Consider the following 11,803-nt stretch of genomic DNA (forward strand, 5'->3'; position numbering starts at 1 on the left):
AGGATGAAACATGCCTTCGTTCCAGGCGACGATTCTAGCGAAGTTCGAATCGTGTGGGAGCTAAGGGGCGCCAGCCCGCCTTGATGGATGGGGTGTTTCAGCGGGGTTAGCCCGCAGATAAAGCGCTGAAGGCGCGCTCTATATAGAGCGCGCCTTCAGCGCTTATAGTGCCTGTCCGAAAGCCCTTGGCTCCCCGGTTCAGGCCCTTCCGGATACCCAATAGCGAGGAACATGCTCTAAACCGCGAAAATGGGGGCAATGAGTGTCCACTGCTTCGGAATTTGTCGACGCTCCGCTAGACGATTGCGCGCACAACCACGCAGTCGCTGCCTGCCTTGAGCACGGCCTGCTTCGTGGCGGCGGGTATCACGACAGCCGAGGCCGGTGTCAGCTCAAGCGTATCGCCCCCTTCAGAGGTCAGCGTAGCTTCTCCTGACAGCAGTACCAGGCACTGCGGCTTCCCGGGCGCCGCTACATCCAGCATTGCTCCGGCAGCAAGTTCAACGCGGTCGACGCTGAAATAGCGCTCTTCGACCAATCGTGTGAAGCCGTTTTTTTGAACCGGAGCGCGCTTCCCCGCCGCCGTCGCGGCCTTCATCACCGCCAGTCCCTCTTCGAGATGAAGCTCGCGTGGACGGCCGTAGTCATACAGGCGATAGGTAATGTCAGAGGTCTGCTGGACTTCCAGCAAGGTGACTCCCGGCCCGATGGCATGGACAGTGTTGGCATCCACATACACCAGGTCACCGACACTCACCGGCTCAAAGTGCAGCAGGTCTTCGAGCCTCTCCTGCTTGATGGCCTCGCGCACTTGCTCGACAGCAACCTTCGGATCCTTGAAGCCCAGAGCGACAGTGGCTCCCGGCTCGGCATCGAGGACGTACCAGCACTCGGTCTTTCCCTGGCTGTTCCTCTTCGCGGCCTGTTCGTCGTTCGGATGCACCTGCACGCTGAGCTTGTCATCGGGAAACAGCAGCTTCAGCAGCAGCGGGAACTCGCCAAGAGCTTTGCTCTCTCCCAGAAGCTCTTCCGGGTATGCAGCACTGAGCTCGCGCAGAGTCTGGCCCGCAAACGGACCACCCTCCACGGTGCACTGTTCCCCGGTCAGCCACGACTCGCCGATCTTTTCTACGGGGCGATCGGTGTACCACGGCGCGAGGTTGGTACGACCCCAGATGCGGGCCACGAGTGACGGCTTCAAGCGGAATGGATTCAGGGAAGGCATAGGATTCACGTGAACTGGTTATAGTTTAGCCAATGCGTTACACACAGAAGAAGACCTCTCTCCTCTGTCTGCTTGCCTTGGCGCTTGGGTGCACCGCCGGTGTGGCACAAGCTGAAGACCGCTGGATCGGTACCTGGGCCGCCTCACCCGTCTCCGTGAAGAATGAAACCGCGCTGGGCTCCGCTCCGATGACGATTCGCCAGACGGTTCACATCAGCCAGGGCGGCGAGACGTTGCGTCTCTCGTTGACCAACGAGTTCGGCACGGAGCCGTTGACTATCTCCGCGGCATCGGTGGGCTTCTTCGCAAGCGACGATACTATCGTCGACGGCACAGCGCATCCGGTCACCTTTTCCGGCTCGCCCAATGTCACCATCGCACCGGGCCAGTTCGTCACCAGTGACGACATCAAGATCATGCTGCCCATCTTCTCGGATCTCTCCATCAGCCTGGAGGTGCCGGCGCAGACGATTACGACCTTGACCGAGCATCCGCTGGCGAACCAGAGCGCGTATCTGGTTCCAGGCAACCAGGGCACGGTCGTCGATCTTCCTGAGCCAGAGGAGATCCGTAATTGGATCTTCCTCAAGAACCTCCTGGTGCCCACGACCAGTAAGCGGTCCGCCGCGATTGTCACCTTCGGCGACTCCATCACCGACGGCGCGCGCATGTCGATCAACAGCAATCATCGCTGGCCCGATCTTCTGGCCGCGCGGTTGACGACAAACAAGAAGACCAAATATCTCAGCATCCTCAATGAGGGCATTAGCGGCAATCGCATTTTGCACGACGCCGCAGGTCCCAAAGCTCTCGACCGCTTCGATCGCGATGTTCTCTGCGCTCCGGGAGTGAAGTACCTCGTGATCCTGGAGAGCATCAACGATATTGGCCGTACTTACTTCGCGCGCCCCGGCACCCAGCCCGGCGAAGAGGCCGTTACGGCACAGCAGATCATCGATGGTTTGAAGACGCTGGTCGATCGCGCCCATGCTAAACAGATCAAGGTTTACGGAGCTACCCTGACGCCATACGAGGGTGCAGCGTATTTCAACGCCGAAGGCGAGAAGGATCGCCAGACGGTCAACGAATGGATTCGCACCAGCAAGGTCTTCGATGGTGTCATCGACTTCGACAAGATGGTCCGCGATTCGGCAATGCCTTCGAAGTTTGCGAAGAAGGCTGACAGCGGAGATCATCTGCATCCCGGCGATGTGGGTTATCAGATGATGGCCGATGGCATCGATCTGCGGCTATTTCGGTAGCGCGTTGCACTTTGGATCTTTGGAGCGAAGCGGCTCGTTTGCATACGGCGGGTTGCGCGTCATTCAACCGTTTCGCACCGAAGGTGCGAATGTCTTGCTTAAGGGCATGGCTTTAGCCATGCCGTATAGAAGAGCCCGAGGTGCGGCTTTAGCCGCTGGGGGCATAGCTTGTGTACCTCAGCGGCTAAAGCCGCATCTCTTCTGCGCCGATGCGGCACGGCTGCAGCCGTGCCCTTAAGCAAACCTATTCTGTGAAATCAATATCTACTACGCCCCGGGTGGCAACAGCGCCTCAAAGATCCGATCGACAGCCTTCGTCAGGATTTCTTCCGTAAGGAATGACTCGTCGAGGCTCGACTCGACGATGAGCGCTGAGACCATCGGCTGAATCATCATGACGGCGGCCGCTCTACTGATCGCATCTTTCTTTCGCCCGGCGGATCCCAGGATTGATGTCAGTTGCTGTTCACGGCTGCCAGGATGCAGATTTGCCAGCCGCTGCTGCAGTCTTTCCTTTGCTTCCGGATGACGCAGTGAGAAGAGCTTGAACTCCAGCATGAGTTGGCCCCAGATTCTGTCTTTCAACAGGCCGAGATAGAACTGTCGCAGTGTTTCGCGGTTCTGTTCAACGCCGGTGGAGTGGGCGAGCCGCTCTTCCATCTGGGTGCGATAGCGCAGCGCATGGTGTTCCCACAGAGCAAGAAAGATATCCTCCTTGCTCTTGAAGTGTGCGTAGATCGCGCCCTTGGTGCGTCCCGCCAGGGCTGCTATCTCGGAAAGGTCGGCGGCTTCATAACCGTCGCGGGCAAAGATGGTCTCGGCAGAGCGTAACAACAGCTCGCGTGTCTCTTTTGTCCTTAGTTCGTGTTTATTCGGTTTAACTGCCGTCATCGTCATCTATGCTAGCCGTTCTTCGCCGCCGGGGTGGCCTCCCTGAAGAGGCGGCGTTTGTCTTTGTGTTTAGCGCTGTGCCGCCGATAGCTGGGTTTGTGAGTTAGCTTTCCCGGATTGGCTGAATACGATCTGGCTCTTTTCGAACTTCGCTCGCTCTAAGACATAGCGTTTGGCGACGTTTTTCGCCACGCTGTCGGCAATATTCTTGCTCTCGGACTCGCCGCGCACAGTCGCCTTTACATCGTCATTCACGTTCCACACGCCTGCCTGATCGCTCATCGTGACATGAAAGTTCATCTGCGTTGTGCCGGTGAAGAATCCTGCCGGCCCCATCATCGCCCGCTTGACCTGGCTTCCCGGCCGGAAGCCGGCAATTGCGATGCGCACTGTTGACTGTGGGCAACCGTGCTGTGCTCCGGGTTCTCCTTCGCGGTAGACCTGGCTTACGCCCTGAACGCGCCGCATACGATCCACCAGGTGTTCATACACAAGAGCACGATAGGACGCCGGCACCTCCACCTGCTCCCAAACAGGAGCAGCAATCAGGACGCTGCCCGGCTTGACGGTGGCGCCTTCGCACACATTGGCAACCGGAGCGGTGATGTCCACCGGCTCCGCTGCTGAGGCTGCGTCATCCGTGCGCGGAGCGAAGGTGGCCATTGCCAACGTAGCATCGGCCGGCGGCACAACAAATACCGCCGCATGATATCCGCCGCGCGGATCGCGGAACTCCACCGTTAGCGAGCTTTCTTTGTGATGCATGAATCCGGCGGCTGCCAGCCCGCCGCCATTGGGAATTGCCATCCGCAGCAAGCGCCCCTTCATGCCCCACATCTCCACGCGTTCTGAGCCGTCGCTGATGGCAATGACTGAAGCGCGCGGAATGCGATAGACGGCCTTGCCGGTGAAGGTGATGTTCTGGCTGTCCAGGGTAAGCGTTCCCTTCTGCTTCGGCTTCACCTCGGGAAGGCCGTACGCGTGCTGTGCGTGTGAGATCGTCCATGAGTCCTCGGACGATGGCTTACGGGACGACGTAACAGGCCGTTGCGGCTGAATGGCAGCAGACGCGAAGGCCTGATGCGGAAGAAAAAGAATTGCCTGTATAAGGACAAGCAAAGAAGCTCCGGAGCGCCAGAACATAAGGGGAAATACCTCTCTAAATAAAATACCTACTAGTAGGTATTTCTTAATACGCGCCGAATGTCAATCCGTAATCGCCCATTCCGAAAACTTTTACGAAAACGCTAGGGCATTTTTCCTGTAGGTGTGGAGCCGGGCTTCCGCATCGATGGGCGTTTTCCGCAAAGAAACGCCGCTGCACATTGCTCACGAGATACCCAGCCAACAGGAAAAATGCGAAAAAGGGGCGCTTCCCTTCCGGGAGCGCCCCTTTTCCTGCAGGTCTTTCTAAAGAATCCGTTTAGAGCGCATTTTCCCTGTTGCTTGGTATCCCGAAAGGGGCGTGCAGCGGCGTTTTCATTGCGGAAAACGCCCATAAATGCCGAAGCCCTACAAGACACCTACAGGGAAAATGCTCTAGACCAGTTCAAGACCGGCGAAGAAGTAGCCGATCTCAAAAGCGGCCGTCTCTTCTGCGTCCGATCCGTGGATCGCGTTCTCTTCGATGGAACCGGCGAACTTCTTGCGGATGGTGCCCTCTTCGGCATTTGCCGGGTTGGTGGCGCCCATCAGCTTGCGCAGGTCGGCAATCGCGTTGTCCTTTTCCAGCACCATCGGGATGATGGAGCCCGAGCTCATGAAGTCCGTCAGGGAGCCGAAGAACGGGCGCTCCTTATGGACGTAGTAGAAGCCCTCTGCCTGTGTCTTCGAGATGGAGATCTTCTTGATGGAAACAATCTTGAATCCGGCCTTCTCGATTTCGGCCAGGATGGCGCCTGCGTACCCCTTACGGACGGCGTCGGGCTTGATGATGCTGAACGTGCGCTGTGACATGAACTGCTCGGGCTCCCTCGCAAATGTGCGATTTTTCTTGGAAATAGTCCTAATCAAGTGTAAAACAAGGTCCGAAAACGCGGCGCCCTGCACCTGCGTCTCACTACTATGAGGCCATGGATGGTGAGCATCTGGTATATCGGTTGCGCAGTCTGGCTGGGGAACGCCTGGCTGGCGATCTACAGCGGCTCGCGGCTGCACGCCCTGGTCAGCCTTCTGCTTTCAGCCACCTTCTTCGCGGCAGGCACCTACTACCGCAAGCGCAGCTCCTGAGCGACCCTAAGCATTTTTCCTGTCGCTGGGTATGTTCCCGGGATGCCGTTTCTTTTGTTTGTCATCTCGTAGAGATCTGCTTTTCTCTGATTTTTCTCCAAAAAGCTAAACGGAGAGAGCCAGGTCTCGGCGGCTTTACACGCCTACACAAGTGCGTGCGGCATCGCACCCATCAGCTAAGATGATCGAAGCCCAAAGAGACCCTATTTTCCAAGGAGTGTTCATGGACGTCCGCGAGCATCTGAAGCAAGGCATTCACCGTTTTCAGACAGAGATCTACCCCGAGCTCCGCGAAACCTATCTGGAAGCCGTCAGCAAGCCGCAGGAGCCGCATACGCTCATCATTACCTGCGCCGACTCGCGTATCGATCCGGAGCTGATCACGCAGTCAGGGCCGGGAGAACTCTTTGTCATGCGCAACATCGGCAATCTCGTCCCCCCTTACGGCGAGATGATCGGCGGCGTCTCCTCTGTGATTGAGTACGCCGTTACCGCGCTGAAGGTAAAGCACCTTGTCATCTGCGGTCACTCCGATTGCGGCGCCATGAAGGCTCTGCTTAAACCGGAGTCGACCGAGAAGATGCCGACGGTCCGCCGCTGGCTGCGCAATGCCGAAGCTGCCCTGAGCGTAACGCGAGAGATCGCTCCCGAAGCGAATATGCTTCCCAATCTCACCGAGCAGAATGTGTTGATGCAGATGACGCATGCGAAGACCCATCCTGCAGTGGCCGGCGCCATGGCACGCGGCGAGTTGACGGTCGGCGGCTGGGTCTATGACATTGCCAAAGGCGACGTCCGCATCTACGACGACCAGAAAAACAAGTTCGAATCGACGGTTGGAGCCGGCGCTTGATCACGATCAACCATCCACCGCTGCGCCAGATGGCGAAGTACGTCGGTCTGCCCTTGGCGCTGCTGTTCGGCTTCGATGTGATTGTGGTGGTGGCCTTCAAGGTCATGCATCTGCGGTGGATCGCGCAACCAGCCATCCCTCTTAGCCTGCTGGGATCGGCCATCGGCGTGATCGTCGGCTTCCGCAACAACTCCTCCTATGGACGATGGTGGGAGGCGCGGACGCTCTGGGGTGCGATTGTGAACAACTCCCGCACGCTCGCGCGGCAAGCCGTTACCGCCATCCGCCCCGTGACCGAAGAGGATGTCCAGAACGTGCAGTACCTGCAGCGTCGCATCGTGCTGCTGCAGATCGCGTGGGTTAACTGTCTGCGTCAGCAACTGCGTGGTCTGGAACCGTGGTGGGAGTTGAAAGACATTCTTCCCCAGGAAGAGATCATGCTGCTGAAACATGAGAAGAATGTCGCCCTTGAGATTCAGAAACGTATCGGTCTGCTGGTCACCGAGGCCTATGAAAATGGCTGGATCAACGAGCGCCAATGGGCCAACATGGATGACACCCTCAGCCGTCTGTGCGATGCCCAGGGCGGATCAGAGCGCATCAAGAACACGCCGATGCCGCGCCAGTACGACTACTTTCCGCGGATCTTCGTGCATCTCTACTGTTTGCTGCTGCCGATCGCCATGGTGGGGAACCTGGGCTGGTGGACACCCCTCGGCTCCACCGGTGTGGGCCTCATCTTCCTGGCGCTGAACCAGATCGGAACCGATCTCGAAGACCCCTTCAGCAACACCATCTTCGATATCCCGCTCACAGCCATCTGCCGCACCATCGAAGTGAATCTCCGCCAGATGCTGGCCGAAAAAGAGATCCCGGCCCTGGAACGGCCGATCGACGGGGTACTTTGGTAAGAAAGAAATTGAATGATTGAATAAATGAATAATTGAATGAAGGGTCGCTCCGACCCGATTCTTCAATCATTCCATTCTTCAATTATTCAATTCGCCTAGTAGGCGTTATGCACAATATCCATTGAGCTGCGGCCGAGATCGATTGCCACGACTTCACCGTCGCGTACCGTGATCACCCGGTCGGCGATCTGGGCGGCTTCAGGATTGTGGGTAATCATCATCACGGTCTGGTTCATCTCCTTCGATGACTGGCGCAGCATGGCCAGCACCACATCGGAGTTCTTCGTGTCCAGATTGCCGGTTGGCTCATCGGCCAGCACAATAGAGGGCCGCGTGATCAGAGCGCGCGCGATGGCAACGCGCTGCTGTTCGCCGCCCGAAAGTTCATTCGGACGATGCTCGAGGCGCCCCTTGATATTCAGCATCTCCGAAAGATGATCGAGCAGATGACGATCCATCGGCGCTTTCAGTCCCGAAATATCGTAAGCCAGCTCGATGTTGCCGAGCGCGGAGAGCGTCGGCAACAGGTTGAACCGCTGAAAGATAAACCCGATATGTGACCGCCGCAGCCTGGTGCGCTCTGAATCGGAAAGATGGGCGAAGTCGACTCCATCAATCTTGATGGAGCCATGCGTCGCCTGCGTCAATCCCCCCAGCAGATAGAACAACGTGCTTTTTCCGGATCCGGAAGGTCCTACGATGGCGACGAACTCACCTCGCTCTACCGAGAAGTTCACATTCCGAAGAGCCGGGACTTCCAGTTTGCCAGAGCGGTACGTCTTGCCGAGGTTCTGTGCTTGAATGATGGGCGGCACCTCGGTCAGTGTACAGGCTCCAGGGTGTGCCATCCAACCCCCTGCCGTCAGGCAGCGGGGCCACTGGTCGCGAGCAACGACTCCAGGCTGATGCCCTGCAGCAGGCTCACCTCGAGACGAAGGTGCACAAGGTCGCGAGCCTGCCGGGGACGGATATGGCGCTGCACGGTGCACAACTCTGCGAGAGTTGATTGTCCAGAGCGTGAAAACTCCAAGCCTGAACGCACCAGTTCGCCGTACAGGTCAATGATGCAATTCAACGGCAGTTCCAGCTCCATACCAAAGGCATGTTCGCTCAACGGTTCTTCCCGCAACAGCTGGCCGCCGCTCTTTCGAATTGCGCGCGCCAGGTTCACCACCAAACGCCCCTGGTCTTCGTATGTGTAGCTATGAATCGCTCGCATGGAAAGCAATTAACCTCTTGCCGGTTCATCGGCCTCCATGGAGAAGTCATCACACCACCGGAGGATGAAATAGTTACTCTTGGTTACCAGACACACCCTCGGTGTCACAATGGAAGGGTGATTTTGGGGATTGGCACGGACATGACAGAGATTGACCGAATACGGGACAGCATTGCCCGATTTGGTGACCGCTTCCTTCACCGGATCTTCACACCTGGTGAAATCGCCTACTGCCTCCGCAAAAGAGCCTCGGAAGAGAGTTTTGCCGCCCGTTTTGCAGCCAAAGAAGCGGCAGCCAAGGCTCTGGGCACTGGAATCAGCCGCGGTATCAGTTGGCAGGAGATCGAGGTCCGCCGGCAACCGGGCGAGCGGCCGACGATTCATTTCACAGGCCGCGCCGCTGAGCGCGCTGTAGCCATGGGAATCGCCGCAGCCCATCTCTCACTGACGCACACCCGCGGGATGGCGCTCGCCACGGTTATCGTGGAAGGTCCAGGTTGCTGATTTTGAAACCTTTAGCACCTGAATGACATCGCATAAAAGGAACCCTGATCCCCGCATGGTCTAATGCTTCCTGAAGCACTAGATAAGACGCGTAGTTATTAAAGGAGAGATATGCCCAGCACCCAGGAAGTGCGTTGGTCGCAGTTGAAAGTCGGCGTGATTGTTCTGATCTCGCTCACGCTGTTGATCGTCCTCATCTTCCTGCTCACCAGTTCTCAGGGCGCCAGCCTTTTCTCTAAAAAGCTCATGGTGCGCGTCTACTTCGATAACTCCGCCGGCCTGAAAGTCGGAGCACCGGTAACCCTGCAGGGTGTCACCATCGGAAATGTGACCGGAGTGCGAGTCGTAGACGATCCCGCGCGCAAGCTCATGCCTGTGGAAGCCAGCCTGAGGCTCGACGCCAAGTACCAGTCACTGTTGCATAGGGACACCACTGCCGCGCTCTCCACCGTCGGTGTTCTCGGCGACACGGTAATCGATCTCAACAGCCAGGTTGCGACCGGACCGCTGTTGCAGGACGGAGATGTCTTGAAGACCCTCGATACGCCCAACCTGCAGGATGTCGTCAAGTCCAGCCAGGGCACGATCGAGAGCCTGAACGTAATTCTTGCCAAGCTTGACCGCATCGTCGATACCATCGCCAGCGGTAAAGGCGCTATCGGCCAACTCATCTATGACGATTCGCTCTATGTCCGGGCGAACAAAACCGTTGCCGAATTGCAGCGTCTGTCGGAGAACCTGAACAACGGACAGGGTTCGATCGGCAAGCTGTTGAAGGATGACGAGGTGTACAACCGCCTCAACTCCACAACGGCAAAGATCGACCACATTGCTTCAGAGCTCGATGCCGGCAAGGGCAGCGCAGGCAAGCTACTGAAAGACGATGCTCTATATAACAACCTGAACTCCACCCTCGCGCACGCGAACTCTATCCTCGCGGAAGCGGACGCGGGTAAGGGCGGTCTGGGGCTCCTGCTGAAAGACCCTACTTTTGCCAAGAAGCTGAATAACACCGTTACCCGACTGGATGACCTGATCACCGGCATCGATGAAGGCAAAGGAACGGCAGGCAAACTCGTGAAGGATGACGCGATGTATAACAACGTGAACACCCTGCTGACCAGCTCCAACAGCCTGGTCAACACCATCCGCAGCGACCCGAAGAAGTACCTGACCATCCACTTCCGGGTGTTCTAAGAGTCTTTATCGTTCTCCAATACATGGCCCTCAGCGGCTATTGCTTCCTGCACAAATAATGTCCTATTCTATTATCCGAGCAGTCGAGGAGGCATGATGCGTCCAGTCGGCAGTCCGGAGGAGTTGGAGCGCAAGCGTCAACGCGCGATCACACTCATCGAACAAGGCATTACCCAAGCTGAGATCGCGCGTGTTCTGGGAGTAGAGCCGCGCAGCGTGCGGCGTTGGAAGCATGCGTGGACCGAAGGAGGCCGTGAGGCGTTAGGGGCGACTCGGGCGACCGGCAGGCCACCGCGTCTGAGCGCGAGGGACCGGCAAAAGCTGGAGAAGCAACTTCTCAAGGGGGCTGTCTCTGCTGGTTTTCCGACTGATCTATGGACTTGTCCCCGGGTAGCCGACTACATCGAGCGAACCTTCGGGGTTCAATACCATGTCGATCATGTTTGCCGCCTGTTGCATGGGATGCACTGGAGTCCACAAAAGCCAGTCCGCAAAGCTGTTGAACGCGATGAAGAGGCGATCCAGCAATGGGTCAAACAGGACTGGCCCGCTCTCAAAAAAAAGCGCACCGGCTGAAAGCCTGGCTGGTTTTTCTCGATGAGAGCGGCTTTTTGCTGGCTCCCTTGGTGCGGCGCAGTTGGGCTCCTTCCGGCCAAACACCGGTGATCTATCAGCGCGGACGGCATCACAAGAAAGTCTCTGCTATCGCTGCACTATGTGTTTCTCCGGAGCGTGACGAGGTTCGACTCTACTTCCGTCTCTATCCGGGAGGCGATGTCGATTCCACACGCGTGATCGACTTCCTGCGCGCACTCAACCACGAGTTGGCCGTCAACTGGTGCTTGATCTGGGACAGGCTCAATGCCCACCGCTCCAAGCAAACCAGCCGGTGGCTTGCCGGTGCACAACGCCTGCGGACCTCCTTCTTCCCTCCCTATGCTCCTGAGCTAAACCCGGTCGAGTATCTCTGGTCATGGACCAAGATCAATCCCCTCGCCAACCGCGCCTTCTTCGACATAGACGACTTGGCGGTTGAAGCAAGACATGCCGCCCGATCCTTGCAACACAAACAATCCCTGCTACGATCCTTCGTGCAACACAGCCCTCTTCTTCTACGCCTCAAATAGGACTTTAGTTATACAGGAATCAATAAAGCCGCACGTACTCTCACGTCAATTCGGCACGGCTGAAGCCGTGCCCTTAAGCAAAACATTCGCGCGTTGCGCGAACGAGAGACAACCTTTGCTTATGGGCCGATCTTCCGTACGTTGATCACGGATATGGTGAAGTTGACAATGATACCGACAAATAGATCTTCCCTGTATCGCGTGATGATGGTTGCGCTTAGCGCTACCGTTTCGCGCCGGAGGTGCGAATGCCTTGCTTAAGCGCACGGCTTCACAGGCTGCGGAAAAACTCTATATGAGGGGATAATCGGGTCAAATTTGGGGATAGAAAATCATCACCCAATGTCCCCGGATCGCTTATAGGTCATTCTGACGCGATCGTTTT

The 11,803-nt window shown here is 57.3% G+C and carries 14 protein-coding genes; 8 read left to right on the forward strand and 6 right to left on the reverse strand.

The genetic code is table 11. From position 1 onward, the window contains the following. Positions 1–295: 295 nt before the first annotated feature. Complete coding sequence (locus FTW19_RS24060; RefSeq protein ID WP_147650100.1) at positions 296–1,225, reverse strand: type I phosphomannose isomerase catalytic subunit; 930 nt, start codon at positions 1,223–1,225, stop codon at positions 296–298. A 32-nt stretch (positions 1,226–1,257) separates the two neighbouring features. Here FTW19_RS24060 and FTW19_RS24065 point away from each other — a divergent pair, with 32 nt between their 5' ends. Then, positions 1,258–2,487 carry an SGNH/GDSL hydrolase family protein gene (locus tag FTW19_RS24065; RefSeq protein WP_147650101.1) on the forward strand — a complete coding sequence of 410 codons (1,230 nt, stop codon included), beginning with the start codon at positions 1,258–1,260 and terminating at the stop codon, positions 2,485–2,487. Between the two features lie 267 nt (positions 2,488–2,754). Here FTW19_RS24065 and FTW19_RS24070 read toward each other — a convergent pair whose 3' ends face one another. The 3 genes from FTW19_RS24070 to ndk form a co-directional block, all read right to left on the reverse strand. Next, entirely contained in the window at positions 2,755–3,384 is a 630-nt protein-coding gene (locus FTW19_RS24070) for a TetR/AcrR family transcriptional regulator (protein WP_147650102.1), read from the reverse strand. Positions 3,385–3,447: 63 nt separating this feature from the next. After that, complete coding sequence (locus tag FTW19_RS24075; protein ID WP_147650103.1) at positions 3,448–4,497, reverse strand: hypothetical protein; 1,050 nt, start codon at positions 4,495–4,497, stop codon at positions 3,448–3,450. Between the two features lie 420 nt (positions 4,498–4,917). Further along, positions 4,918–5,334, reverse strand: coding sequence for a nucleoside-diphosphate kinase (gene ndk, locus FTW19_RS24080; protein WP_147650104.1), 417 nt, complete (start codon positions 5,332–5,334; stop codon positions 4,918–4,920). Positions 5,335–5,454: 120 nt separating this feature from the next. On the opposite strand from ndk, the gene FTW19_RS25960 reads away from it, so the two are divergent. The 3 genes from FTW19_RS25960 (at position 5,455) to FTW19_RS24090 (ending at position 7,371) form a co-directional block, all read left to right on the forward strand. Next, the gene (locus tag FTW19_RS25960) at positions 5,455–5,607 is read left to right on the forward strand and encodes a hypothetical protein (protein WP_187143156.1); all 153 of its coding nucleotides are present in this window, start codon (positions 5,455–5,457) and stop codon (positions 5,605–5,607) included. 223 nt (positions 5,608–5,830) lie between these two features. After that, positions 5,831–6,460 (forward strand): carbonic anhydrase, encoded by a 630-nt coding sequence (locus FTW19_RS24085; protein ID WP_147650105.1) that lies wholly within the window; start codon positions 5,831–5,833, stop codon positions 6,458–6,460. Beyond that, positions 6,457–7,371: a bestrophin family protein gene (locus FTW19_RS24090; protein WP_246153472.1), complete on the forward strand. Its 915-nt coding sequence runs from the start codon at positions 6,457–6,459 to the stop codon at positions 7,369–7,371. Before FTW19_RS24085 ends, FTW19_RS24090 begins: the two co-directional genes overlap by 4 nt. Positions 7,372–7,466: 95 nt before the next feature. On the opposite strand, the gene FTW19_RS24095 is transcribed toward FTW19_RS24090, so the two are convergent. Together FTW19_RS24095 and FTW19_RS24100 are read right to left on the reverse strand one after the other, a co-directional pair. Continuing rightward, entirely contained in the window at positions 7,467–8,219 is a 753-nt protein-coding gene (locus FTW19_RS24095) for an ABC transporter ATP-binding protein (protein ID WP_187143157.1), read from the reverse strand. A 14-nt stretch (positions 8,220–8,233) separates the two neighbouring features. Continuing rightward, on the reverse strand, positions 8,234–8,590 hold the full coding sequence (locus tag FTW19_RS24100; RefSeq protein ID WP_147650106.1) for a hypothetical protein: 357 nt from the start codon (positions 8,588–8,590) through the stop codon (positions 8,234–8,236). A 117-nt stretch (positions 8,591–8,707) separates the two neighbouring features. Here FTW19_RS24100 and acpS point away from each other — a divergent pair, with 117 nt between their 5' ends. The 4 genes from acpS (at position 8,708) to FTW19_RS24120 (ending at position 11,418) form a co-directional block, all read left to right on the forward strand. After that, complete coding sequence (gene acpS / locus FTW19_RS24105) at positions 8,708–9,094, forward strand: holo-ACP synthase (RefSeq protein WP_147650107.1); 387 nt, start codon at positions 8,708–8,710, stop codon at positions 9,092–9,094. A 111-nt stretch (positions 9,095–9,205) separates the two neighbouring features. Beyond that, positions 9,206–10,291 carry an MlaD family protein gene (locus FTW19_RS24110; RefSeq protein WP_147650108.1) on the forward strand — a complete coding sequence of 362 codons (1,086 nt, stop codon included), beginning with the start codon at positions 9,206–9,208 and terminating at the stop codon, positions 10,289–10,291. Between the two features lie 93 nt (positions 10,292–10,384). Further along, entirely contained in the window at positions 10,385–10,867 is a 483-nt protein-coding gene (locus FTW19_RS24115) for an IS630 family transposase (protein ID WP_147650109.1), read from the forward strand. Further along, complete coding sequence (locus FTW19_RS24120) at positions 10,819–11,418, forward strand: IS630 family transposase (protein ID WP_147646881.1); 600 nt, start codon at positions 10,819–10,821, stop codon at positions 11,416–11,418. The genes FTW19_RS24115 and FTW19_RS24120 overlap by 49 nt, the downstream gene beginning before the upstream one ends. Positions 11,419–11,803: the final 385 nt, after the last annotated feature.

Source organism: Terriglobus albidus (genome assembly GCF_008000815.1).
In the GTDB taxonomy this organism is placed as follows: Bacteria; Acidobacteriota; Terriglobia; order Terriglobales; family Acidobacteriaceae; genus Terriglobus; species Terriglobus albidus_A.